This window comes from Amycolatopsis sp. NPDC005961, from assembly GCF_040629235.1.
Taxonomy (GTDB): Bacteria; Actinomycetota; Actinomycetes; order Mycobacteriales; family Pseudonocardiaceae; genus Amycolatopsis; species Amycolatopsis camponoti.
This window is the reverse complement of record NZ_JBEXVF010000008.1, coordinates 1-23,494: the sequence shown is the minus strand read 5'-3', so window position 1 is coordinate 23,494 and position 23,494 is coordinate 1. Positions and strand designations below refer to the sequence as shown.

The following is a 23,494-nucleotide window of genomic DNA, read 5'->3' as shown; positions in this document are numbered from 1 at the left end:
TGCCGCGCTGACCGGGTCCGGCCCGGCCGGCGCGGCGACCCCTCATGCCCTGGTGGCTGAGGGGTCGAGTTGTTTCTGGAGTAGGTCGAAACGCGAAGGAAGACGGCGATGACTGAGGCGACCGGGACCGACGTCCCCGCGCACCGCTACACGGCCGCGCTGGCGGGTCAGATCGAGCAGCGCTGGCAGGACCACTGGGCCGACCAGGGCACCTTCCACGCGCCCAACCCCGTCGGGCCGCTCGCCGTCGAGGGGCAGCCGGTGCCCAGCGACAAGCTGTTCGTCCAGGACATGTTCCCGTACCCGTCGGGCTCCGGCCTGCACGTCGGGCACCCGCTGGGCTTCATCAGCACCGACGTCTTCGCCCGGTACCACCGGATGATCGGGCGCAACGTGCTGCACACGATGGGCTTCGACGCGTTCGGCCTGCCGGCCGAGCAGTACGCGGTCCAGACCGGGCAGCACCCGCGCAAGACCACCGAGGAGAACATCCGGACCTACCTGCGCCAGATCCGGCGCCTGGGCCTGGGCCACGACGAACGCCGTCGCATCTCCACGATCGACCCCGAGTACTACCGCTGGACGCAGTGGATCTTCCTGCGGATCTTCAACTCCTGGTACGACACCGAAGCCGGCAAGGCCCGGCCGATCGCCGAGCTGGAAGCCGCGTTCGCGGACGGCTCGCGTCCCACGCCGGACGGCCGTGACTGGGCGGCGCTGTCCGCCGTCGAACGGAAGCAGGTGATCGACGACCACCGGCTGGTGTACATCTCCGAAGCGCCGGTCAACTGGTGCCCGGGCCTGGGCACCGTGCTGTCGAACGAAGAGGTCACCGCCGACGGCCGCAGCGAGCGCGGCAACTTCCCCGTCTTCCGCCGCAACCTGCGGCAGTGGATGATGCGGATCACCGCGTACGCCGATCGCCTGGTCGACGACCTGGACCTGCTGGACTGGCCGGAGAAGGTCAAGTCCATGCAACGGAACTGGATCGGCCGCTCGCACGGCGCCCGCGTCACGTTCAAGTCCGGCGAAGACGCGATCGAGGTCTTCACGACCCGGCCGGACACGCTGTTCGGCGCCACCTACATGGTGCTGGCACCGGAGCACCCGCTGGTCGACAAGCTGGTCACTTCGGCCTGGCCTGAGGACGTCGATCCTCGCTGGACCGGTGGCGCCGCGACGCCCGCCGAGGCCATCAAGGAGTACCGCGTCGCCGCGTCGCGGAAGTCCGAGCTGGACCGGCAGGAGAACAAGGAGAAGACCGGCGTCTTCACCGGCGCGTACGCGACGAATCCGGTGAACGACAAGCAGATCCCGATCTTCGTCGCCGACTACGTGCTGATGGGTTACGGCACCGGCGCGATCATGGCCGTGCCCGGCCAGGACGTCCGCGACTGGGAGTTCGCCGAGAAGTTCGGGCTGGACATCGTCCGGACCGTGCAGCCGTCGGAAGGCTTCGACGGCAAGGCGTTCACCGGTGACGGCCCGGCGATCAACTCGGGCTTCCTGGACGGCATGGACGTGGCCGAGGCCAAGAAGACGATCATCGACTGGCTGACCGAAAAGGGCGCCGGCATCGGCACCGTGCAGTTCAAGCTGCGCGACTGGCTGTTCTCGCGCCAGCGCTACTGGGGCGAGCCGTTCCCGGTGGTCTACGACGAGGCCGGCGAAGTGCACGCCGTCCCCGAGTCGATGCTGCCGATCGAGCTGCCGGAGGTCGCCGACTACTCGCCGGTGACGTTCGACCCGGAGGACCGCGACTCGATGCCGTCGTCCCCGCTGGCCCGCGCGACCGACTGGGTCGAGGTCGAGCTGGACCTGGGCGACGGCCCGAAGAAGTACCGCCGCGACATCAACACGATGCCGAACTGGGCGGGTTCCTGCTGGTACCAGCTGCGCTACGTGGACCCGACGAACAGCGAGACGTTCTGCGCGCCGGAAAACGAGGCGTACTGGATGGGCCCGCGGCCGGGCGAGCACGGCGCGGACGACACCGGCGGCGTCGACCTGTACGTCGGCGGCGTCGAGCACGCGGTGCTGCACCTGCTGTACTCGCGGTTCTGGCACAAGGTGCTGTTCGACCTGGGCCACGTGACGTCCAAGGAGCCGTACCGGAAGCTGTTCAACCAGGGCTACATCGAGGCGTACGCGTACACGGACGCCCGCGGCGTCTACGTCCCGGCCGAGCAGGTCGAGGAGCGCGACGGGAAGTACTTCTTCAACGGCGAAGAGGTCACCCAGGAGTACGGCAAGATGGGCAAGAGCCTGAAGAACGTCGTCACGCCGGACGAGATGGCCGAGAACTATGGCGCCGACACGTTCCGGTTCTACGAGATGGCGATGGGCCCGCTGGCCATGTCGCGCCCGTGGGCGACCAAGGACGTCGTGGGCGCGCACCGGTTCCTGCAGCGGCTGTGGCGCCTGGTCGTCGACGAGACCACCGGCGACCTGCGAGTGTCCACCGAGGACGCTTCGGAGGCGGATCGCAAGGTGCTGCACAAGACCATCGCGGGCGTTCGCGAGGACTACGCGGAGATGCGGTTCAACACGGCCGGCGCGAAGCTGATCGAGCTGAACAACCACGTCACCAAGGTCTACGGCGGTGCCGCGTCGACGCCGCGCGAGCTGGCCGAGCCGCTGGTGCTGATGCTGGCGCCGCTGGCCCCGCACCTGGCGGAGGAGCTGTGGCACCGGCTGGGCCACGCGGACTCGCTGGTGCAGGGCCCCTTCCCGGTGGTGGACGAGAAGTACCTGGTGGAGGACTCGGTCGAGTACCCGATCCAGGTCAACGGCAAGGTCCGCTCCCGCGTGACGGTGCCGGCCGACGCCGCTCCGGACGCGGTCCAGGCGGCGGCGCTGGCGGACGAAAAGGTGGCGGCACTGGTCGGCGGCGGCACCCCGCGCAAGGTGATCGTGGTGCCGGGCAAGCTGGTCAACATCGTCCTGTAGCGCTCCGTCGGAAAGCCGCCGGTGCTCGCCGGTCATCCCCGATTTGATTGAACGGTCAAGGAAAACCGTTCGATCGAAGGAGAATCGGGGATGACCCTCGACGGCAAGGTGGCACTGGTGACGGGCGGCAGCCGCGGCATCGGCGCGGCCACGGCACTGCGGCTCGCCGAGGACGGCGCCGACGTCGCGCTGACGTACGTGAACAACGCCGCGCGGGCGGCCGAGGTGGTCGAGCAGATCAAGAACCTCGGCCGCCGCGCGCTGGCGATCCAGGCGGACTCGGCGGACGCTTCCGCGGTTTCGGCCGCCGTTTCGGCTGCGGTGGCGGAATTCGGCCAGCTCGACGTGCTGGTGAACAACGCGGGCGTCGGGTTCGTCGGCGCTTTCACCGAAACCTCGTTGGAAGACGTCGACCGCGTGCTGGCGGTGAACGTCCGCGGCGTGTTCGCCGCAACCCAGGCGGCCGCGGGAGTCCTGGGCGACGGCGGCCGCGTGATCACGATCGGCAGCTGCGTCACCGATCGCGTACCCGGCCCGGGCATGGCCCTGTACGCGACGAGCAAGGCGGCGATGGTCGGCCTGACCAAGGCGCTGGCACGCGAACTCGGCCCGCGCGGCGTCACGGTCAACCTGGTCCACCCGGGCCCGACGGACACGGACATGAACCCGGCCGACGGTCCCTACGCGGCGGACCAGCGGACGTTGACGACGTTCGACCGCTACGGCTCGCCGTCGGAGGTGGCGGCCGCGGTGTCTTACCTGGCTTCGCCGGCCAGCGCCTACGTGACGGCGTCGACCCTCTCGGCCGACGGCGGCCACGCGGCTTAGCCGGAGTAGAGCCCGATCTCCCGGGCGAGGTCGATGAGCATCGCCTCGAACAGGACGTCCGGTTTGGACATCGGGATCGGGTAGTTGCCGAAGACCTCGAGCGTGACGTGCCCGTAGAGCCGGGCCCAGAACTGGATCATCAGGTACGTCACGCCGAGGTCGATCTTCTCCACCGGCACCTGCCGGTCGGATTCGGCGAGCACGGTGACCAGCGACTCCTGGAACTTCTGGAGGTCGTCGCGCAGCTCGTCGGGCACCCCGCTGGCGGACGGCAGCACGATGTCGGTCCGCGCGAGCACCCGCCCGGCGGCGGCCAGGAAGATCCGTCCGAACGGCTCGTCGACGCGGCTCAGCGCACTCCCGGTCGTCGACCCCACGCCTCCGGTCGGCGACGCGAAGACGAGCGTGAATTCCTTCGTGTGGGTGAGTGCCCACCGCCGGAAGCCCTTGCAGATGGCGAACAGCTGCATGATCCCGTCGTCCGGCAGCTCGGCGATGTCCTCCGCGAGCTCGTCCGCCAGATCGGCGCAGACGTCCAGCCGCAGGGTCCCGACGAGGTCGTCCCGCGACTCGTAGTACCGGTAGAGCGCGGGCGCGGTGATCCCCAGCTCCCGCGCGATGGCGCGCAGGGTGACCGCCTCGGGTCCCTGCTCGACGAGCAGCTTCCGAGCGGTCCGCCGAATGTCCTGTTCGGTAGCCGCACGCGCGCGACCCCTCCGGGTGGGGTGGCTCATCCGAACAGTCTAGGTGCTTACTACGACAAGTCTTGCATTAACGCGATCTCCGTCGTAACGAAAAGGTGCAGCTCAGGACCGCGCTTTGAGGTTGGTCAGCACGGTGTCGGCCACTCCGCGCCCGAGTTCGCACGCGTCCTTGCCCGCCTGCACCGCCGAGTCACCGATGCTCAGCGAGACGGAGTACGCCAGCTCATCGGAGATGCCGACGACGATCACACACGTTCGATTGTCGGTCGACCCCACATCCACGTAGCCGACCGCGGGGTAACCCTGGACCGGGGCGAGGTCGTCGACCCAGCGCTTGGCCTTGGGCTTCTCGTTTTTGTAGGCGAGGCTGATGCCTTCGTCGTTCTTGGTCTCGTAGATGACCAGGATGCCGGCACTGCTTCCCGAGGTACTGCCCCAGTCGCACATGGGACCCAGCTCCGAGTCCTTCGGTTTCGGCGAACCTGGTTGTCCGAGATAGCCGGTCAGCTGGTCGGCGGTGAAAGCCGAATCGCAGGGACTGCCTTCCAGCACTTTGGCGGGCAGTGGGTCCGTCACCTTGGGAGCACCGCTGTTCGGCAGTTCCGCGCTACTGGCCGGCGCCGCCGAAGCGGTGCCGGGTGTGCGCCGTTCACCCGTGCATGAAGTGAGCAACGCCGTGCCGACCACCACCGCGGTGGCACCGACGAGAACTCGTCGAATCATTCGAGCGACCCCTTGATCGTTTTCGTCGAATCCGCAGCTTGCCGGTCAGCCGCTTCGGTGATGCCGAGGGCTTGACTCAATCGCCGGATCAGTTCTTTGTAGTAGTCGAGCTGGTATTGCAGATGGCCCTGGTAGTAGCGCCCGGCTTCGTTGACCCCGTTCGGGCCGAGCACCGCCTGCCGGCTGACCGGCTCGTCCGCCGGCGGTTTCGCTTGGCTCAACCCTTCGGCGGCTCGCATCTGCTCGACGATGGTGTCCTTTTGGTCCTCGGCTTTCTTGAGCATCGCCCGCATCTCCGAGCTGCTCATCGCGAACCCCTGCCCACCGGCCGGCCGCGACGCGCCACTCGGCATATCCGTCGCCCAAAAGCCGATCCCGCTGAAGATCGAGCCCGTCATCGTCCTCCCCCTAACCCGTTCAGCGTCGCGTACAGCACTTCCGTCAGCGCACCCCGGGTCCCCGGCTGAAAGCTGACCATCCGCTCACGCCCCGGGTACACGTACGTCAGCACCCGCCCGACCCCGCCGACGTCCACCGCCGTGATCGGCGCGCTGCGCGAGCCGCGGTTGACCGCGTAGCACTGGTGGACGCCCGTCCGCTCGGCCGCCATCAGCCGGCGCGCCCAAACCAGGGGGTCGCCGCCGCGATCTGCCGTCGGGTCGTCGAGGTCGTACGACTCCTCGCGCGAAAACCGCGTCTCCGGGATCGACACCGGGGAAATCCGCGCCGGCGGGACCGGTGGCAGCACGTCCACCAGCGACTCCGCGATCCGCGACGGCTCCACGAGGTCGATCCGGACCGTCTCGCCCTTCCGAATCAAGCGGAGCGCGTCCGGGCCGTCGGACGCGACCAGGACCGTGCCCGACTCGTCGGCCGCGATGTCACCCAGCCACGCCGTGAACTGATGGGCGCCCTTCGCCAGGACGCGCAGGACGTCACGGAATTCGCGTGTCAACGTGCCGCCCGCCGCGAGCCGGAGCGACGCGAGGACGTCCAGGATCTTCTCGTCGAGCCGCTTGCGGGTCTCGTCGCCGAGCCAGAGGTTGTCCGCGCCGAGGACCGCGGGCGGTGGGCCGTGCCGCTCCCACTCCCACGCGGTGAGCAGGGCGGCCTTGGGCAGGAAGATCACAGCCCGATCACCGGGGGCACGGTCCGCTCGTCGGAGCCCCCGAAGATGCTTTCCGGATCGGCTTCCACCAGGTACGACGCGCGCTGGTGCTCCGCGTCCTCCTCGCCCTTACCACCCTTGGCGCCCTGGCCCATGCCACCCATTCCCGGCGAGCCCGGCTTGCCCGCCGCGCCGCCGCGGATCCCGCCGGCCGCGCCCGGGCGTCCTTCGCCCGTCAAGCCGGCTCCGGTCGACGCGCCGGGGCCGCGGGCACCTGTCCCGCCGCCCGCGCCGGACGACGAGCCCGGTCCGAATCCGCCGCCACCGGGGCCGAAGCCACCGCCGGGGCCGAAGCCGCCGGGGCCGAGGCCGCCACCCGGTCCGAACCCGCCGCCGGGACCCGAGCCGGGGCCGAACCCGCCGCCCGATCCCGTCCCCGGTGGCTGGAAGCCCGGCGGGAACGACGTCGACGGCGGCACGTAACCCTGCGCGCGAACGCTGTCATCCACTCCCGGCGTGGGTACGCCCGGCGGCGTGACCGGCCCCGGCGGCGGTGGCTGGACGACCGGCGGGTGGACCGCCGGTGGCGGCTGCACCTGCGCACCGATCGACCGGTCGTCACCGCCCCCGCTCGTCCGCTTCCGAGGTGGCGGCTCGACGGGCTTTTTCGGGTCCTGCACTGTGAAGTCGCCGCCGGTGTACTCGCGTAGCTGGCCGTAGTCGATCGTCCGCGCCGCGGTGTTCGAGCTGGACTGCTGCGAGTACGCCGTGTACCGCTCGACGTTCTCCGCGGCCTTCCGGTTGTACTGGTTGATCTTGTCTTCGGTGTCGGTGTCCCACGGCGTCGCGACGTCCCAGGCGCTGCGCGTCGGCGGCTGGTCGGTGACGTCCGGGTGCAGCGAGTTCTTCATCTGGTGGAACTGGTCGATCTGCGCCTGGGACAGCGTCGAGTTGCGGTCCAGGGTCGTGGACGCCGACACCGCCGACGCGGTCAGCGGCTGGAGACGTTCCCGGGCCGCGTCCGAGGCTCCGCCGGTCCACGCGGACTCGAGGCCGGAGGTCAGTTCACGCGTGCCCTGTTCGAGCTGACGCTGGTAGGTCGACTGGTCGACGCCCGCCTGGTGCACCTTCTGCAACGACTCGGTGCCCGGCCCGTGCAGCACGGCCTGGACCAGCTGCCCCGGCGACAACCCGGCGGCCTGCGGGTTCTCGGCTCCGGTGCCGGTCTGCGAACCGACGTACGCCCCCGCGACGGCGCCGATCGGCCCGCCCGCGAGCAGGCCGACACCCGCGCCGCTCAGTACCTTGCCGAGCCCCTCGCCACCCGACTGGACGGCGTGCGCGATTCCGGACCCGACGTGCTTGGCAGCGTCGAGCATGTCGCCGAACAACCCCACCGAACCACGCTCCCCACGCGTTCGATCACCCCTCGTGCGTGACGGACGATACCGCACCGGTTACTCGCCGTGCCAAGAATCGACCCAGGTCACGCGCGGTCGGGTGAGAAATCGGCAGGGGCCTTCGTCACAACGCGCTGAACCGCCCACGACTGTCGGTGCCTTGTGCCACACTCGGTCGCCGTACGGCTACTGACGTGAACGGGGAGGTTCGCGTGACGAACCCTGAGCAGATGATCGCGGACTTCGAAGCCAGGATGGCCGAATCCCAGCGCAAGGCCGAGCGGATGGTCGGCGAGATCGAGGCGGTCTCGGTTTCCGCGCGCAGCAAGGACGGCCAGATCGGGGTGAAGGTCGACCACGCCGGCAATCTCATCGGCCTGGAGATCGGCCTGGGTGTGCGTGACAAACCCGACCTCGCCGAAGAGATCCTCGGCACCGTCAAGACCGCCCAGAGCAAGCTTGCCGCGGCGATGCAGGCCGGCGTCACCGACCCGGTCGGTCCCGAAGTGATGAACCAGCTGGTCAGCCGGCTCGAGCAGGCGTTCCCGCCACCCGAACCGGAAGGCTTCACCGCGCCGCCTTCGCCGCGCGATGAGGGCGACCGGTTCGTGCCGGAAGAGGAGCGGCAGCTGCCCCCGGCGCCGAAACCGCCGAAGCCACCGGAGCCGCCGCGCGCGCCGCGCCCGTCGTCCGACGACGGTCGCGATGACGACTACTTCAGCGACGGCGACTACCTGCGCTGAAGCGCGGGCGAGGGAGGGGAACCATGAGCGGACCAGGCGGCCCGGGCTTCGCGGTCGACCCGCAGGAGCTGCAGAAGCACCGCGAGAACATCGAGGCGATCACCGACCGGATCGACAAGTGCAAGGAAGCCGCCCACGCGACCGAGCACCCCGAAGCGTTCGGCCTGCTCGGCATTCCGCTCGCGGCGATCTGCGCCATCGCCCAGCAGGTGGCGGAGATCGCGATCGAATCGGCGTCGACGTCGTCGTACGACCACTCGACCCGCATCCAGCTCTGGCAGCAGATGAAAGAAGCCGACGAGTCGGAGTTCAAGGACCTGTTCAAGGTGGAGGACTGAGCTGTGGCCGACAACCCGTTGATCAAGACGGACGCGGCGGAGGACCGCAGCGCGTTCGAAGGCGCCGGCCTCTTCCAGGACTTCTGGGACGCGGGTACCGCCGTCGCGGACGGCAACTGGACCGAGGGCTTGGTGAACGCGGCGTTCGGCGCCGGCGGCATCGCGGAACTCGTCGCGGACCCGATCGGCACAGTCGCCTCGGCCGCGGTCGGGTGGGCGATGGAGTTCTTTCCGTGGCTGCGAGAACCCCTCGACTGGCTGACCGGTGACCAGGTCGCCCTGGAGAACATGGTCGGGACCTGGGAGAACGTCGGCAAGGAGCTGGAGAAGATCAGCACCGACCTCCAGGACACCGTCAAGAAGGACAGCGCGGCTTGGGAAGGCGCCTCGGCGGACGCCTACCGCGCCTTCGCCGAAGACCGCGCGGCGACGTACGCCGGCGTGGCGACCGGGGCCAACGCGATTTCGAAGCTGGTCGACATCTGTAAAACGATCTTGAGCGTGGTGCGCTCGATCGTGCGTGACCTGATCTCCGAGTGCGTCGGCAAGCTCATCAGCATCGCTTGCCGGTACCCGGGCCCGGCGCTGCCGGCGGGCATGGCCACCGAGGGCACCGCCGAAGCCGTCAAGACCGGCAGCAAGTGCATGGAGTGGATCAAGAAGCTGCTGAAGGCCTTCAAGAAGGCGCAGGAGCTGTTCCACCGCATCGGCGACATCTTCCGGCGGGTCAAGGGCGCACTGAAGCGCGGCGCGGAAAACCTGCCCGGCCCGCTGAAGAAGGTCGGCGGGCTGATCAAGAACGAGCCGCGCGACACCCGGACGTTCCTCGACAAGGTCCGGGAGGAGCGCCCGGTTCGGAAGAAGGTGAAGGACACCGTGTCGTCGGACCGGTCGCTCGGCGAGAACCTCAAGGAGCTCGGCAAGGAGATCCGGAACGACACCCGGACGGAGCTCGGCGAGAAGTTCGGGGAGAACTTCCGCAAGGACCTCTGGGACGACGCCAAGAAGGAGTGGGGCAAGGAATCCCGGAAGAAGAAGGCCGAAGGGGTCGACGACTGGGTGAACGGCGACGACGAGCCGGCGGAGAAACAGACGACCGTCCAGCCGCCGGTGTTCGAACAGCCAGGTTCGCAGCGGATTTCGGGTTCGATCGAATGACCGCGCCGGAGACCGGCCGCGTTGTCGTGTCGCGGACGGACGGACGCCACTGGATCCAGGCGGGGATCCTCCTCGCCATCGGCGGAGGCATCGTCTGGCTGGGCTTGTCGGCGACCCAGGAGAGCCCGCGATTGGCCGGCTGCGTCTTCGGCGGAGGTTTCGCGCTGCTCGGGCTGATCCTGGTCTTCCGCTCGCTGCCCGAACCCGTCGTCAACGAACTGGTTTTCGACGCCTCGGGGATCTCGCGCATCGTCCGCGGCGTCGTCTGGGCGGCGCGCTGGGACGAACTGGCGGCCGTCGCCCTTCCGGCCGAGCCGGGCCGGGACGACTCCTTCCGGGTCGTTCTCGAGCCGGTCGACGACCGGTTCGTGGAGCGCCATCGAGGACTCACCCCGGTGGCGGGAGGTGCGTTCCTGGTAGCCGGGATCACGCTGTCGGTCATCGAAGCCGGCCGCGTCCGCGAGATCGTCGGGAAGCACACCGGAATCGCCGAACGGCCGGTCACCCCGGCGGCGCCCGAACCCGCGCCCCGGTCGGCACCGGTCCCCCGGTCGGCACCGGCCGCCGGGTTCGTTCCCCGGCCGGCCACCGTGCCCGAGCTGGACCACGTGAGCATCCACGTCAACGGCTGGGACCGCCGGAAAGTGTGGTTCTTCGACTTCGCCATGGCCATGCTCGGTATCGGGGCGTACGTGGCAGGCGAGTTCGGGCCGTCCGGCTTCCTGCACACCGTCTGCCGGATTCTGCTGGGCGCGGTCATCGTGCTCGGCGGCGTCGTCCACGCCTTCGAGTTCAACACCCGCAAGCGAGAGCTCCGAGCCGACCTGCGGCTTTCGAACCTGGGTTTCCGGTGGAAGACGTACCACCGGAAATACGAGCTCGGCTGGCACGAAGTCGCCGAACTGCGCCTGCTGACCGACGGTCACCTGGAATTCCGGCCGGTCGACCTCGACTTCCCGCTGCGCCACGGCGACGTCGAGAACCTCGCCCTGAGCGATGGCTGGTACCGCCTGCCGCGGCCGTTGAGTCCCGCGGCGATGCGGAAGTTCACCAGGTGCGTGCCCATCCTGCTGCCCCGCCAAGTCGTGTTGACCGTCGGGGGCGGGGCGCCGCCGACGCCGATCACTCGGGGGGCTACGTGATCGGCGCCGGCGACCTGATGCCCTGTCCGGCTCTCGCCGGTCGGGGCAACGTCACCGCGTCTCGCGTGGTGACGCACCTGGAGAGCGGGACCGGTCCGCGTAGTGACGGCCGGGGGAATGACATCCCCCGATCGAGTGACGGTCATCCGCTGCTCGCATGATTGTCGCACCCGGCGCCGGATAAGTTACAAAAACCTTCACTTTCCTCTTCCGCGCCCTTCCCGACCTGGTCGGACGGCTTTCGTGGCAAAGTGCGGGGATGAACTCCGACGTCCTCGTGGTGGGATCCGCCAACGCCGACCTCGTCGTCGCGGTGGACCGGCGGCCGGCCGGTGGCGAGACGGTACTGGGCGGCGACACCGTGCTTTCGCCGGGGGGCAAGGGCGCCAACACCGCCGTCGCGGCGGGCCGGCTCGGGGCGGATGTCGCGCTGCTCGGGGCCGTCGGTGACGATCCCTACGGCCGGCTGCTGCTCGACTCGTTGCGCGCCGCCGGCGTCGACACCGGATTGGTCCGGACCAGCGACCGGCCGACCGGCATCGCCTACATCACGGTCACCCCGGACGGCGAGAACGCCATCCTCGTGTCGCCCGGCGCCAACTCGAGCCTCGAACCCGGCGACGTCGAAGCTGTCTTCGACGGGGTCGAGATCATGGTCGCCTCGCTGGAAGTGCCGCTGCCGACCGTCGAGCACGCCGTCGCGCGGGCCGCCGAAAAGGGCGTCAAGGTGCTGCTGAACCTTTCGCCCGCGGCGGAGCTGTCGCCGGAGACGCTGGCCAAGCTCGACGTCCTGCTCGTCAACGAACACGAAGCCGCCTGGCTGACCGGGCCCGGCGCCGACTTTCGGAAGCTCCTGGAGCTCGGGCCGCGGGCGGCCGTCGTCACGCTCGGCGCCGCCGGTGCGGTCGTCGTGGAAAACGACCGCACGACCGAGGTCGGGTCGCCGGAAGTCGAGGCCGTTGACACCACCGGTGCCGGGGACGCCTTCGCGGGCGCGCTCGCGGCGTCGCTCGCCGATGGTGCCGACCTCGTCGCCGCGGCGAAGCGCGCGGTGCGCGTCGCGGCCTTCAGCGTGACGCGGCACGGCGCGCAGCCGTCCTACCCGACTGACGCTGACCTGGGGGAATGATCATCCCGGCGACCGTGTTGTAGCGCACATGGGCGATTCGTTCGGCTCGGCCTGGTGGCGCGGCTACGCCGCTCAGCTGAAGGCGATCGCGGAAGCGCGCCGCCCCGACCACCTCGCGATCATGCCGCTCGGGGAAACGCTGAAGGCGCTCGGCAAGCAGACCGAAGTCGACGAGGGCGTCTACGACGTCCCGCTGGCGGCCATCGTCGGTACGGTCGCCCGCGCCGGCGACTTCGACCGCGAGTTCCGGCCGCGCAACCGGGCGCTGCGCGACCGCTGGGACCGCCTGACGCGGACTTCCGCCGACCTCCCGCCGGTACGGCTCGTGCGGCTGTCCGAAATGTTCTTCGTCGACGACGGTCACCACCGCGTCGCCATCGCCCGCGCCCGCGGCGCCACGACCATCCGCGCGCGGGTCCGCTGGATCAGCACGGTCGCCTGCGCGCTGCGCTGCCTGACGCTCGCCGACCTGCCGTCGAAGACCGCCGAGCGGATGTTCCTCGAGCGCGTCCCGCTGCCGGACGACGTCCGCCTCGGGCTGTGGCTCGACGACCCGGCCGACTGGTTCCGGCTCGCCGACTCGGCCGAGGCCTGGGGTTTCCGCCGTATGCTGGCCGGACGGCCGGTGCGCAGCCGCGGCGAGCTGGCCGAAGCCTGGTGGCACGAGGAGGTCCGGCCGGTGCTCGAACAGGTCCGTGAGCGAGGCTTGTGCCCGCCACCACGAGATATCCAGACCTACTTGAGCTATGGTCTAGACCATGTCTGAGCTTGGTGCCGCCTCCGCGGAAAAGCGCCCGTCGGCGGAGTCTCTGTCCGGGGTCGCCGTCAGCCCGGGCCGCGCGAGTGGTCCCGTCGTCCGGGTCGCGGAGCCGCTCGGCGAGCCCGCCGCCACCCCCGCCCCGGCCGACCCCGCCGCCGAAGCCGCCCGGATCACGCCGGCGGCCGCGATCGTCGCCGGCCGGCTCGAGAAGCAGGCCGAGACCGCCACCGGCGACGCCGCGACGATCCTCATCACCACCGCCGCCATGGCGGCCGATCCGGCGCTCGCGGCCCAGGCCGAACAGCTGGTCAAGACGCAGGGGCTGCCCGCCGCGCGGGCCGTCCACCAAGCTGCCGAAGGCTTCGCCGAAGCGCTGGCCGCCGCGGGCGGGTACATGGCCGAGCGCGTCCGCGACGTCCGCGACGTGCGCGACCGCCTGGTCGCCGAGCTGCTCGGCATCGCGCCGCCGGGGGTGCCGGAGCTGGCGTCGCCGAGCGTGCTGGTCGCGCGCGACCTCGCCCCGGCCGACACGGCGGGCCTGGACCCGGCGAAGGTGCTCGCCCTCGTCACCGAAGAAGGCGGCCCGACCAGTCACACGGCGATCCTCGCGCGGGCGTTGGGCATCCCGGCCGTCGTCGCTGTGCGCGGCCTGCTGAGCTTGGACGCGCAAGCGCTTGCGGTCGACGGCGACGCGGGCACGGTCGAGGTCGCGGACCCGTCCGCACCGGTCGTGACGGCGACGAAGGCGCAGCTGGCCGAGTGGAACGGCACGGGCGCGACGTCCGACGGCCACCGCGTGAAGGTCTACGGCAACGTCGGCTCCCCGACCGACGCGCAGGCCGCGGCCGACGCGGGCGCGGAAGGCGTCGGCCTGTTCCGCACCGAGTTCTGCTACCTGGACGCCTCGGACGAACCGTCGGTGGCCGAGCAGCGCGCGGCGTACACGGCGGTGCTTTCGCCGTTCCGCGGCAAGCCGGTGATCGTGCGGACCCTGGACGCGGGCGCCGACAAACCGCTGGCGTTCCTCTCCCCGGAAGCCGAGCCGAACCCGGCACTCGGCGTCCGCGGGCTGCGCGTGGCGTTCGACCGTCCCGAGGTGCTGGACCGCCAGCTCGAGGCGATCGCCGGCGCCGCGGAGGACTCCGGCGCCGAGGTCTCGGTGATGGCCCCCATGGTCGCGACGGTCGAGGAAGCCGCCTGGTTCGCCGAGCGCGTCCGCGCGGCGGGCATCGCCCGGGCGGGCGTGATGATCGAGATCCCGGCGGCGGCGCTGAGCGCCCGCGAGATCCTCGAAGCGGTCGACTTCGTGTCGGTGGGGACGAACGACCTGGCGCAGTACACGTTCGCGGCGGACCGCCAGCTGGGTGCGGTGGCGAAGCTCAACGACCCGTGGCAGCCGGGCCTGTTGCGCCTGCTGAAGCTGATCGGCGACGCGGCGAAGGCCACGGGCAAGCCGGCCGGCGTGTGCGGCGAAGCGGCGGCGGACCCGAGGCTGGCGCTGGTCCTGGCGGGCCTGGGCCTGACGAGCCTGTCGATGAACGCCCCGGCGATCCGCACGGTGGGCGCAAGCCTGGCGACGGCAACCCTCGCGGACTGCGAGCGCCTGGCGGAGGCGGCACTGGCGACATCGAGCCCGGCGGACGCGCGAGCAGCGGCTCGCCCCTGACCGCGGCGGGCACCCGCGAGACGCTTCGAAGCACCGGCCGTTCCGGCGGCCGGTGGCTGCCGACGGTGGCCAGTGGTTCGGCGGCGGTGGCTGCTCGGAGGTGGCCGTCTCCCCTGCGCGAGCGCCGGATTTCGGCTCGATCCGCCGCCTCCAGGGACACCCCCCCACTTTCAGTCTATCGGCCATCACCGACAGTGGTGATCTGTGCGAACCTGAACCCGCGGAGTTGTCCCCGACGCACGAGGGGTGTGGACAACCTGACGCAACACCGTGAAGGCCGCCTCACAAGGGCGGCCTTCACGGCTTCCCGAACAAAATCGAAGCGACCTGTCGATTCCGGCCGCCCCCGCTCGACGAAGTGGTGAGAGCACCACTGAGCCGAGAGGAAGCAGCCATGACCATCACCGCTGAAGCGCCGGTCGAAGCGCCGGCCGAGACGGCGAGGGCCGGGCGCCGGGAGTGGGTCGGGCTGGCCGTGCTGGCCCTGCCCACCCTGCTCGTCTCGCTCGATGTCTTCGTCCTCGTCCTCGCGCTGCCGAAGCTCGCCGCCGGGTTGCACGCCGATGGCACCCAGCAGCTGTGGATCATGGACACCTACGGCTTCATGGTCGCCGGGTTCATGGTCACCATGGGGACCCTCGGCGACCGGATCGGGCGGCGGAAGCTGCTGCTCATCGGGGCCGCCGCCTTCGGGATCGCCTCCGTCGCCGCGGCCTTCTCGACCACCGCCGGCATGCTCATCGCCGCGCGGGCCGTGCTCGGGATCGCCGGGGCGACGCTCGCTCCGTCGACCCTCTCCCTCATCGGGACGCTCTTCAAGAACCCGCAGCAACGCGCCCAGGCCATCGGGATCTGGGCCGGCTGCTTCACCGTCGGCGCCATCATCGGCCCGATGGTCGGCGGCTTCCTGCTCGAGCACTTCTGGTGGGGCTCGGTCTTCCTCCTCGGCGTTCCCGCCATGGTCCTGTTGCTCGTCATCGGCCCGAAGCTGCTGCCCGAATACCGCGACGAGCAGGCCGGCCGCCTCGACCTGCCCAGCGTCGGCCTCTCGCTCGCCGCCATCCTGCCCGCCGTCTACGGCGTCAAGGAGCTGGCTCGCGACGGCGTCCACCCGCTTCCGGCCGCCTCCCTCATCACCGGCCTGGCCGTCGGGTACGTCTTCTACAAGCGGCAACGCGCCCTGAAGGACCCGCTGGTCGACTTCAGCCTCTTCGCCGCGCAGGCCTTCCGGACCACGCTCGGCGGGATGCTCCTGTTCAGCATGCTCGGCGGCACCACGATGCTCTTCACGGCGCAGTTCCTGCAGGTCGCGCAGCACCTCTCGCCGGTCGGGGCCGCGCTGGGGCTGCTGCCCGGGATGGCCGCCTCCACCGTCAGCTTCCTCGCCGCGCCCCACCTCGCGCGCCGGGTGAAGACGAACGTCCTGATCGCCGGCGGCGTCGCCCTCGCCGCGGCCGGCATGGCGATCCTCGCCGTCGTCGACCCCGCGGCCGGGCCGGGGTGGCCCGCGCTCGGGTTCGCCGTGACGTCGCTGGGGGTCGGGCCGATGGTCGCGCTCGGCACCGATCTGGTCGTCGGCTCCGTTCCGCAGCGCAAGGCCGGGGCCGCCGCGTCGCTGGCCCAGACCGTCAACGAGTTCGGCTACGCCCTCGGGATCGCGACCGTCGGGACCCTGGGCAACGCCGTCGCCGGTGCGCACGGCCTGCCCAGCGGGCTGCACGTCGTCGCCGGGCTCGCCGCCGTCGCGTTCGCCGTGCTCGTCGGCTTCGTCGCGAGGAACCTCCGGGCCGCCTGACGAACGACGAAGGCCTCCCCACCCGATGCCTGGGTGGGGAGGCCTTCTTTGTCGCCGGGGGCAGAGGGACCCCGGCTAGCCGAACAACCCGCGCCGCGGGTGCCGGATGACCAGCGAGCCGCCGTGGACCCGGCCGCTCAGCACGAAGCGCGGGTTCCCCATGTGCCCGTTGCTGCGCGTCTTGTCCTCCAGCGAGCCGAACTTGACGTCGGTGATCGAGTTGACGTCGACCGCCGCGTGCTCCGGGATGATCACCTCGACCGAGCCCCACTTGGCGTCCAGCTCGATGTGCACCACCGGCGACTGCACCTGGGCCTCGGTGAAGTCGAGCTTCGTCGACCCGTACTTGTTGCGCACGACCATCTCGGGTGGCACCACCCACGGCCCGCTGCGGACCAGCGACGAGTACTTCGCGTTGAGTTCGAAGCGCCGTCCGGACGTGTAGCTGCCGCCGTAGCCGACCGGAGGCGCCGCGTACGACGGCGCGGCGGCGGCCGCGGCCGCCGGGTGGTAGAGCCCGGCGAGGTCCGCCAGCACCGCGTTCAGCTCGCCGCGGGTCCGCGACGCCAGCGCGCGGTCGGTGCGCTCGGTGAACTCGTCGAGGTCGATCATCCCGCGGCCGATCGCCTTCTGCAGGACCCCGACGACGTGCTCGCGCTCGTCGTCGGACACCCGAAGATCGCGCTCGCCCAACGGCTTGGTTTCGGTCACCGGTTCCGCCGCCGTGGTCTCTTCCTCGCCCATGCCCACGATGGTAGAACCGGATTTCACCAGGGAGATCGGGGGAAAACCCTGAACGGACCCGGATTCCGCGGCGCCGCCGTGTGCGCGGCGCTGGTTCTGCTGTCCGGGTGCACCGGCGAAACACCGCCGCCGCCCCCGGGCCCGAGCGCCACGAGCGCTCCGCCGACCACGCCGTCCGCCCCGCCGGAGGGCCTCACCGGCGTGCCGACGACCGGCGGCATCGGCATCACCGCCCTCCTCCCGACCACCGGCCCGACCCTCTTCGACGCCGACCGCGGACCCGTCGCCACGCCGCCCGGCTACCCCGGCGGCGACCTGGGGATCAGCGTCGTCCGGGTCGGAAAGTCCGCCCTCCTGACCGCCTATCCGGCCGGGACCGGCAGCGACGACCCCTTCGAGGTCTTCGTCTACACCGGGCCCGCGAGCCCGCCGCGCTCCCTCGGCCGTGCCTGGTCGGTGGCCCCGGCCGTCGACGGCGAGAGCGTGTGGGTCATCCGGCCGGACGCCCCCGACGCCTGCCGGCTGCAGCACGTCTCCCTCTCCGGCGGCGAGCTCGGCCACGGCCAGTCCGCCAGCTGCCACACCCAGGTACGGGCCGGGACCTCGCACGGCCTGCTGATCACCATCAACTCCGGCGCCGCCGAGTCGACCGACGCGCTGATCGACCCGGAGAGCGGCCGCACGGTCCAGCAGGCGCCGCGCATCCTCGGCGTCGCCGGTGACCGGATGCTCCTCGACGGCCTGACCGAGCTCACCCTCGTCGACCTGCGGGACAACCGCCACCAGCAGCTCAGCCGTCCGGTCATCGCGAGGACGCCCACCGTCGTGCCCTCGCGGGACGGCAGCGTCTGGGCCGTCGACTTCGCCAACCCCGCCTACCGCGGCACCAGCACGCAGACCCGGGACCTCTGGCTGCTGCGCCCGGACGCGCTGAGCTGGGAACACGTCGCCGCGATGCCGTTCATCACCGAGCACCTCAAGCGCGGCGGCGGGTTCGACTGGTCCGACGCCGGCGACCTCGTGCTGGCCGACGGCGTCCTCGCCGCCTGGCACCCGGGCGAGCCGCGGTGGCGGCTGGGCAAAGCGGCGTTGCCGACGAGCGTCTGGTCGGGGTTCGCCGTGCTGCCGTAGCGGCTACTCCTCGTCGAGGCCGTGCTCGATCGCGTACCGGGCCAGCTCGACGCGGTTGTGCAACTGCAGCTTCCGCAGCGTCGACTGCACGTGGTTCTCGACCGTGCGGTGCGAAAGCACGAGCCGCTCGGCGATCTGCCGCGCGGTCAGCCCCTTCGCGACCAGGCGCAGGACGTCGGTTTCGCGCTCGGTCAGGCGGGGCGGCTCGGCGCCTTCCGCCGGCGCGTCGGCCATCCGCCGGTACTCGCCGAGCACCAGCCCGGCCAGGCCCGCGGTGAACACGGGGTCGCCGGCCGCGGTCCGGCGCACCGCGTCCACCAGCTCCGCCGCGGACGCCGACTTGACCAGGTAGCCGGACGCGCCGGCCTTCACCGCCTCGAGGACGTCCTTGTGCTCGCCGCTCGCGGACAGCACCAGCACCTTCGTCGACGGCAGCGCCGCCGTGATCTCGCGAGTGGCGTCGACGCCGGAGGTCGTGCCGAGGTTGAGGTCCATCAGCACGACGTCCGGCAGCACGGTCTTCGCGATCCGGAGCGCCGCCCCGGCGTCCGGAGCGGTCGCCCGCACGTCGAAGCCGTGCTCGGTCAGGTCGCGGGCCACCCCGTCACGCCAGATCGGGTGGTCGTCGACCACCATCACGGAGATCCGCGGCTCGTCGCTCATCTCGCACCCCTCGTGCTCGGCACCCTGACCTCCCACTCCGTGCCCCGGCCGGGCCCGGTGTCGAGGGTCGCGCTCCCACCGAGGTCGCGCACCCTCCCCCGGATGGATTCCACCACGCCGAGGTGCCCGGCCGCGGCCGCTCGCTCGAGAACGCCGTCCGGAATGCCCGGTCCGTCGTCGCGGACGCTGACCACGACCTCGCCACCGAGGTCTTCCAGAAGCACCCAGGCCCGCGCGTCGGGGCCCGCGTGCTTCTCCACGTTCGAGAGCGCTTCGCGCGTCACGGCGACCAGTTCGTCGGTGACGTGCGCGGGCAGCTCGACGTCGTCCGCCGGGGTCGAGACCTGCACCGACGACGTCGCGAGCAGTTGCAGCGCGGTCCGCAGGCTCGCGGTTTCGCCGTCGTTCGACCTCAGCGGCTCGGTCGTCACCAGCGACCGCAGCGCGATCTCCTGCTCGCCGGCCAGCTTCGCCAGCTCGGCCGCTTCCCCGCCGACCTCGTTGCCGCGCTTGCGGACCCGGGCCAGCACCTGCAGCACGCTGTCGTGGATCGACCGGGCCAGCCGTTCCCGCTCGGCCGTCGCCGCTTCCTTCCGCAGCGCCTGCTCCAGCCGCGCCGCGGACCGCCGTCCCATCGTCGCCGCCATGCCGACCAGCAGCCCGGCGGCGGCGAGCAGGACGCCGTCGCGGGCGACGTCGAGGTCGAACTTCTCCCGCGCCAGCCCGGTCGCCACGCCGAGGACCAGCCCGGCCAGCACCCCGCCGCTCGCACCGAAGCGCGCGCCCGCGGCGACCGCCGGCACGGCCGCCCACACCGTCGTGATGAGCGGGACGTTCAACGCGAACTGCGCGTCGCTGAGCACCCACGGCGAGGTCAGCAGCAACGCGGTCGTGAACACGAGGTCGAAGACGACCAGTGCCGGCGGCCGCGTGCGCTCGCGCAGGTAGAAGAAGCTGCTGACCACCGACCACAGGGCCATCACGCCGAGGATCGTCCAGGCGAGCCATTCCCGCTGGTAGTGCCCGCTTTGGACGATCACGGTGCCGCAGGCGAACGCCCAGGTGAGCAGGCGGAACGCCAGCACCCCACGCCACATGGGCGTGATCGGGTCCGGTGACCGCCGGGTGGTCACGGCTTGTCGCGCTTCGGCGGCTCGGCCGGTGACGCGGCGGACTCCTCCTCGCCGACCGTCGCGATTTCGGCCTTCGGGCCCCCGGGTTCGGCGTCGTTCGGCTGCGCGGCCTGGTCCTTCAGGACGTTCACCTCGGCCGGGTCCGGGTTGGTCTCGTGCAGCAGCGACCGGACGCCGGCGTTCAGCACGGCCAGCAGCGGCACGGCCAGCAGCGCGCCGGCGATCCCGCCCGCGACCAGGCCGGCGGTGATGGCCAGGACCACGGCCAGCGGGTGCAGCTTCACGGCTCGCCCGAGCAGCAGCGGCTGCAGGATGTGGCTCTCCAGCTGCATCACGCCGATCACGATGGCCAGCACGATCACGGCGCCGATGAACCCGTTCGTCACCAGGGCGATCAGCACGGCGACACCGCCGGTGATGACGGCGCCGATGATGGGGATGAACGCGCCGATGAAGACCAGCGTCGCCAGCGGGATCACCAGGGGCACGCCCATGATCCACAGGCCGACACCGATGCCGACCGCGTCGACGATCGCGACCGCGGCCGTCGCCCGCACGTAGCTGACCAGCGACGCGAACCCGCGGCGCCCGGCGACGTCGACCCGGTTGCGGACCGGGCGGGGCACCGCGCGGACGAGGAACGTCCAGATGCCTTCGCCGCCGCTGAGGAAGAAGATCGTGATGAACAGCGTCAGCAGGAAGCCGGTGAGGATCTCGCCGACCGTGCTCGCCGTCGTCAGCGCGGTCGTCGTGATGGACGCCTGGTTGTTCTGGATGAAGCCGATCGCCTGGTTGATGAAGTCCTGGATCTGCTCCTGGCGCAGGTGCGGCGGGCCGTTGAGCAGCCAGTTCTTGATCTGGTCGAGGCTCGCGTTCACCTGCTGCTGCAGCTGCGGCAGGCCGGAGGAGAACTGGGTGACGACGAACGTCAGCAGGCCGCCCAGCACGGCCAGCCCGGCGATGAGGACGATCGCGGTCGCCAGCCCGCGCGGGAACTTCACCGCCACCAGCTTCTGCACCGCCGGCGCGAGGAGCGCCGAAACCAGGAGGGCGATGGACAGCGGGATGACGACGACCGAGAGGTAGCCGATCACCCACACCACCGCGTACAGCGCCGCGACCACCACGATGAACCGCCACGCGAGCGCGGCGCTGATGCGCAGCCCGCGGGGGATCAGTCCCGTGATGTCCTCGTGCTCCGGCAGGAACGGGTCTTCGCGTCGCGCGTGGCTCACCGCCACACCGTACTGGCTGGACCGCCCGATTCGGCCGCTTTCCCGCGGCCGCGTCCGGCACCGATCTCTGCCAGGGGTGATCACCCGCCGTCAGACCGGGCTACACAGTGTGTCGTTCACACGATGGGGGCATCAAGTCGCGTCAAAGGTGCGCGGCGCGTCCCGGATTTGGTTAGGTCGCTTCCGCAACGCAATGTTGCCGATCGATCACGAACCCAGCACGAGGAGACGACGAGTGGCGAACACCGCGACGAACGAGGGGCAGGGTGCCAAGCGCGCTCGCCGTCTCGTGTCGCGTGCGCTGCTCGTCCTCGGCGGCGCCGTCGCCGGCACCGCCGCCGCGTGGCTCGTCTCCGGTGCGACCGCCTCCGCGGACACCGTCGAGACCGCCCCGATCACCGAGGCCGCCACCGGCAGCCTCGGCGACGTGGACAACGGCGCGTCGAGCGCGGCGACCGATGTCGCCGACTCGAGCTGCCACCAGGACGCCACGGCGTGGAGCGAGCCGTGCGCCCGCACCCTCGGCCACGAGGTCTCCGACCGCGTCGGCGACTCGGTTTCGGACCTCGCCGGTGACGCCGTCGTGAGCCCGGCGAAGCGCACCCTCGGTGCGGTCGAGCACATCGTCCGCCAGCCGCAGGACACCCGCCAGGTCCTCGAGCAGACCTTCACCCCCGAGCCGGCGCACGACGTGCTGCAGCTGCTCGACCCGGCCGCCCACGGTGACCTGGTTCCGCTCCCGGGGCTCGCCCCGGTCGAGCAGGAGCCGGTGACCACGGGTGTCGGCCAGGCCACGGACACGGTCGCCGTCTCGACCGTCCAGCTCCCCGCCGCGCTGCGAGCCGTGCTCGCGATGCCGACGGGTTTCCAGCACGACGACGTCACCAGTGCCGCGGGCGAGTCCCGCACCGGGCACCGTGACCTGCCGTCGCCGCTGGCCCCGGTGCAGCTTCCGGTTGCGCCGTCCGTCCCCACCGCCCCGGGTGGCAGCACTGCCCCCGGTGGTCACCTCGACGGCCTCAACTTCGGCGTCCCCTTCTGGACGACCGAAGCCGTCGACTCCGCCGTCGCGGCCATGAGCCGCGCCGGCCTGCGCACCGCGATGCGCACCCCGGGCGAGCAGCCCGGCGTCACTCCTGACTGAACACCTCCCTTCACGGGTCGCTGACGCGCCCGGTCCCGTCTTCCTCTGACGGCTCCTGCGTCCGCGGATTTCCCGTGACACGGCGGTGCGCTTTGTTGCGCCCGCACGAAGTTCCTTCCCCCCTTGGTGCGGCTCGGACCCCATTTCGAATTCGACGAGCGCACCCCCATAAGCCCGCAAGGGAACCCGAAATAAAGGAGAAAAACCCCATGCAGACGTGGGCAAAGCGCGGACTCCAGACCGCACTTGTCACCGGTGGGTTGCTGATGCTGGGTACCGGCATCGCTTCGGCCGACGAGAACGTCAACCCGGACGCCCCGGCGTCCCCGCTCGACCTGAACGTCACGGCTCCCATCCAGGAAGCCAACAACGCGGTCGGCACCCCCTTCGGCCAGCTGGACCTGCCCGCCGGGCAGACGGAGCTGAGCACCAAGCCGGTCACCAACGCGGCGAACGAAGCGGCTAAGCAGCTCGACGAAGCCAGCCCGATCAGCCAGAGCACCCTCGGCGGTGCCACCAAGGCCGACGGCGCGGGCGCGTTCACCCCGGGGCACAACAACCTCAAGGGCAACAAGGTCACCGGCGACGTCGTCGTCCCGATCCAGATCGTGGACAACGCGGTCGGCGTGATCGGCGACGCGAACGTCCAGGGCGGCGACCACACGCAGACCTGGGACCACAACCAGGACATCGCGACGACGGGCCAGGACTCCAGCCTCGCGGGCAACGCGGTCGCCCTCGACTGGGCCCTCCCCGTGCAGATCGCCGGGAACGGCGGCGGCGTCGCCGGCGGCACCGGCCGCGTGACCGGTGGGTCGGCCAGCCAGAGCACCAACGAGACCGGGAACGTCGACACCAACGGCGACGGCTCCTCGCTCTCCGGCAACGTGGTCGCGGGCCAGCTCGCCACCCCGGTGCAGGTGACCGGCAACGCCGCGTCGTACCTGCTCGGCAACGGCCAGAGCCACGGCTACTCGGCCGACACCGTCGCGACCTCCGGC

The 23,494-nt window shown here is 71.0% G+C and carries 21 protein-coding genes and 1 pseudogene; 13 read left to right on the top strand and 9 right to left on the bottom strand.

The window, feature by feature from the left end; translation table 11 throughout:
- Positions 1-108 precede the first annotated feature (108 nt).
- Positions 109-2,949 carry a leucine--tRNA ligase gene (leuS, locus tag ABZ342_RS09475; RefSeq protein WP_360470713.1) on the top strand — a complete coding sequence of 947 codons (2,841 nt, stop codon included), beginning with the start codon at positions 109-111 and terminating at the stop codon, positions 2,947-2,949.
- Between the two features lie 90 nt (positions 2,950-3,039).
- Positions 3,040-3,777 carry an SDR family oxidoreductase gene (locus ABZ342_RS09470; protein ID WP_360470710.1) on the top strand — a complete coding sequence of 246 codons (738 nt, stop codon included), beginning with the start codon at positions 3,040-3,042 and terminating at the stop codon, positions 3,775-3,777.
- On the opposite strand, the gene ABZ342_RS09465 is transcribed toward ABZ342_RS09470, so the two are convergent.
- From ABZ342_RS09465 to ABZ342_RS09445, 5 genes are all read right to left on the bottom strand, one after another.
- Positions 3,774-4,511, bottom strand: a complete 738-nt coding sequence (locus tag ABZ342_RS09465; protein ID WP_155548268.1) for a TetR/AcrR family transcriptional regulator — start codon at positions 4,509-4,511, stop codon at positions 3,774-3,776. The genes ABZ342_RS09470 and ABZ342_RS09465 overlap by 4 nt on opposite strands.
- 72 nt (positions 4,512-4,583) lie before the next feature.
- Positions 4,584-5,204, bottom strand: a complete 621-nt coding sequence (locus tag ABZ342_RS09460; protein WP_360470707.1) for a DUF3558 domain-containing protein — start codon at positions 5,202-5,204, stop codon at positions 4,584-4,586.
- A complete protein-coding gene (locus tag ABZ342_RS09455; RefSeq protein WP_360470705.1) occupies positions 5,201-5,602 on the bottom strand; it encodes a hypothetical protein in 402 nt (133 codons plus the stop codon). The genes ABZ342_RS09460 and ABZ342_RS09455 overlap by 4 nt, the downstream gene beginning before the upstream one ends.
- Positions 5,599-6,333 (bottom strand): ESX secretion-associated protein EspG, encoded by a 735-nt coding sequence (locus tag ABZ342_RS09450; RefSeq protein ID WP_360470703.1) that lies wholly within the window; start codon positions 6,331-6,333, stop codon positions 5,599-5,601. The genes ABZ342_RS09455 and ABZ342_RS09450 overlap by 4 nt, the downstream gene beginning before the upstream one ends.
- On the bottom strand, positions 6,330-7,709 hold the full coding sequence (locus tag ABZ342_RS09445) for a hypothetical protein (protein WP_360470700.1): 1,380 nt from the start codon (positions 7,707-7,709) through the stop codon (positions 6,330-6,332). The genes ABZ342_RS09450 and ABZ342_RS09445 overlap by 4 nt, the downstream gene beginning before the upstream one ends.
- A gap of 215 nt (positions 7,710-7,924) precedes the next feature.
- On the opposite strand from ABZ342_RS09445, the gene ABZ342_RS09440 reads away from it, so the two are divergent.
- The 8 genes from ABZ342_RS09440 (at position 7,925) to ABZ342_RS09405 (ending at position 16,443) form a co-directional block, all read left to right on the top strand.
- The gene (locus ABZ342_RS09440) at positions 7,925-8,455 is read left to right on the top strand and encodes a YbaB/EbfC family nucleoid-associated protein (protein ID WP_360470697.1); all 531 of its coding nucleotides are present in this window, start codon (positions 7,925-7,927) and stop codon (positions 8,453-8,455) included.
- Between the two features lie 23 nt (positions 8,456-8,478).
- A complete protein-coding gene (locus tag ABZ342_RS09435; RefSeq protein ID WP_155548262.1) occupies positions 8,479-8,793 on the top strand; it encodes a hypothetical protein in 315 nt (104 codons plus the stop codon).
- 3 nt (positions 8,794-8,796) lie between these two features.
- Positions 8,797-9,951: a hypothetical protein gene (locus ABZ342_RS09430; RefSeq protein WP_360470694.1), complete on the top strand. Its 1,155-nt coding sequence runs from the start codon at positions 8,797-8,799 to the stop codon at positions 9,949-9,951.
- Positions 9,948-11,093 carry a hypothetical protein gene (locus ABZ342_RS09425; RefSeq protein ID WP_360470692.1) on the top strand — a complete coding sequence of 382 codons (1,146 nt, stop codon included), beginning with the start codon at positions 9,948-9,950 and terminating at the stop codon, positions 11,091-11,093. Before ABZ342_RS09430 ends, ABZ342_RS09425 begins: the two co-directional genes overlap by 4 nt.
- A 259-nt stretch (positions 11,094-11,352) precedes the next feature.
- Positions 11,353-12,222 carry a ribokinase gene (locus tag ABZ342_RS09420; protein WP_360470689.1) on the top strand — a complete coding sequence of 290 codons (870 nt, stop codon included), beginning with the start codon at positions 11,353-11,355 and terminating at the stop codon, positions 12,220-12,222.
- A gap of 28 nt (positions 12,223-12,250) precedes the next feature.
- A complete protein-coding gene (locus ABZ342_RS09415) occupies positions 12,251-12,988 on the top strand; it encodes a hypothetical protein (RefSeq protein ID WP_360470687.1) in 738 nt (245 codons plus the stop codon).
- Positions 12,981-14,648, top strand: a complete 1,668-nt coding sequence (ptsP, locus tag ABZ342_RS09410) for a phosphoenolpyruvate--protein phosphotransferase (protein WP_360470684.1) — start codon at positions 12,981-12,983, stop codon at positions 14,646-14,648. Before ABZ342_RS09415 ends, ptsP begins: the two co-directional genes overlap by 8 nt.
- 394 nt (positions 14,649-15,042) lie before the next feature.
- A complete protein-coding gene (locus ABZ342_RS09405) occupies positions 15,043-16,443 on the top strand; it encodes an MFS transporter (protein ID WP_360470681.1) in 1,401 nt (466 codons plus the stop codon).
- A 75-nt stretch (positions 16,444-16,518) separates the two neighbouring features.
- Here the strand turns inward: ABZ342_RS09405 and ABZ342_RS09400 are convergent, their stop codons facing one another.
- On the bottom strand, positions 16,519-17,187 hold the full coding sequence (locus ABZ342_RS09400) for a DUF1707 domain-containing protein (protein ID WP_360470678.1): 669 nt from the start codon (positions 17,185-17,187) through the stop codon (positions 16,519-16,521).
- Positions 17,188-17,265: 78 nt separating this feature from the next.
- Here ABZ342_RS09400 and ABZ342_RS09395 point away from each other — a divergent pair, with 78 nt between their 5' ends.
- Positions 17,266-18,318: a hypothetical protein gene (locus ABZ342_RS09395; protein WP_360470676.1), complete on the top strand. Its 1,053-nt coding sequence runs from the start codon at positions 17,266-17,268 to the stop codon at positions 18,316-18,318.
- 3 nt (positions 18,319-18,321) lie between these two features.
- Here ABZ342_RS09395 and ABZ342_RS09390 read toward each other — a convergent pair whose 3' ends face one another.
- The 3 genes from ABZ342_RS09390 to ABZ342_RS09380 are packed head-to-tail and all read right to left on the bottom strand — an operon-like array spanning position 18,322 to position 21,349.
- Positions 18,322-18,981, bottom strand: coding sequence for a response regulator transcription factor (locus ABZ342_RS09390; protein ID WP_360470674.1), 660 nt, complete (start codon positions 18,979-18,981; stop codon positions 18,322-18,324).
- Positions 18,978-20,078, bottom strand: a complete 1,101-nt coding sequence (locus ABZ342_RS09385; protein WP_360470671.1) for a DUF5931 domain-containing protein — start codon at positions 20,076-20,078, stop codon at positions 18,978-18,980. Before ABZ342_RS09385 ends, ABZ342_RS09390 begins: the two co-directional genes overlap by 4 nt.
- Before the next feature lie 32 nt (positions 20,079-20,110).
- The gene (locus tag ABZ342_RS09380; protein WP_360470668.1) at positions 20,111-21,349 is read right to left on the bottom strand and encodes an AI-2E family transporter; all 1,239 of its coding nucleotides are present in this window, start codon (positions 21,347-21,349) and stop codon (positions 20,111-20,113) included.
- Positions 21,350-21,584: 235 nt separating this feature from the next.
- Here ABZ342_RS09380 and ABZ342_RS09375 point away from each other — a divergent pair, with 235 nt between their 5' ends.
- The gene (locus tag ABZ342_RS09375; RefSeq protein ID WP_360470666.1) at positions 21,585-22,493 is read left to right on the top strand and encodes a hypothetical protein; all 909 of its coding nucleotides are present in this window, start codon (positions 21,585-21,587) and stop codon (positions 22,491-22,493) included.
- Between the two features lie 209 nt (positions 22,494-22,702).
- Positions 22,703-23,494 (top strand): annotated as a pseudogene (locus tag ABZ342_RS09370) (PE-PGRS family protein); the annotation flags it as partial.

What these genes read in the sequence shown, in the direction of transcription:
- leuS (WP_360470713.1), top strand. Translation starts at nt 109, where the DNA reads ATGACTGAGGCGACCGGGACCGACGTCCCCGCGCACCGCTACACGGCC.
- ABZ342_RS09470 (WP_360470710.1), top strand. Translation starts at nt 3,040, where the DNA reads ATGACCCTCGACGGCAAGGTGGCACTGGTGACGGGCGGCAGCCGCGGC.
- ABZ342_RS09465 (WP_155548268.1), bottom strand. Translation starts at nt 4,511, where the DNA reads ATGAGCCACCCCACCCGGAGGGGTCGCGCGCGTGCGGCTACCGAACAG.
- ABZ342_RS09460 (WP_360470707.1), bottom strand. Translation starts at nt 5,204, where the DNA reads ATGATTCGACGAGTTCTCGTCGGTGCCACCGCGGTGGTGGTCGGCACG.
- ABZ342_RS09455 (WP_360470705.1), bottom strand. Translation starts at nt 5,602, where the DNA reads ATGACGGGCTCGATCTTCAGCGGGATCGGCTTTTGGGCGACGGATATG.
- ABZ342_RS09435 (WP_155548262.1), top strand. Translation starts at nt 8,479, where the DNA reads ATGAGCGGACCAGGCGGCCCGGGCTTCGCGGTCGACCCGCAGGAGCTG.
- ABZ342_RS09425 (WP_360470692.1), top strand. Translation starts at nt 9,948, where the DNA reads ATGACCGCGCCGGAGACCGGCCGCGTTGTCGTGTCGCGGACGGACGGA.
- ABZ342_RS09420 (WP_360470689.1), top strand. Translation starts at nt 11,353, where the DNA reads ATGAACTCCGACGTCCTCGTGGTGGGATCCGCCAACGCCGACCTCGTC.
- ABZ342_RS09415 (WP_360470687.1), top strand. Translation starts at nt 12,251, where the DNA reads ATGGGCGATTCGTTCGGCTCGGCCTGGTGGCGCGGCTACGCCGCTCAG.
- ptsP (WP_360470684.1), top strand. Translation starts at nt 12,981, where the DNA reads ATGTCTGAGCTTGGTGCCGCCTCCGCGGAAAAGCGCCCGTCGGCGGAG.
- ABZ342_RS09405 (WP_360470681.1), top strand. Translation starts at nt 15,043, where the DNA reads ATGACCATCACCGCTGAAGCGCCGGTCGAAGCGCCGGCCGAGACGGCG.
- ABZ342_RS09400 (WP_360470678.1), bottom strand. Translation starts at nt 17,187, where the DNA reads ATGGGCGAGGAAGAGACCACGGCGGCGGAACCGGTGACCGAAACCAAG.
- ABZ342_RS09390 (WP_360470674.1), bottom strand. Translation starts at nt 18,981, where the DNA reads ATGAGCGACGAGCCGCGGATCTCCGTGATGGTGGTCGACGACCACCCG.
- ABZ342_RS09385 (WP_360470671.1), bottom strand. Translation starts at nt 20,078, where the DNA reads ATGTGGCGTGGGGTGCTGGCGTTCCGCCTGCTCACCTGGGCGTTCGCC.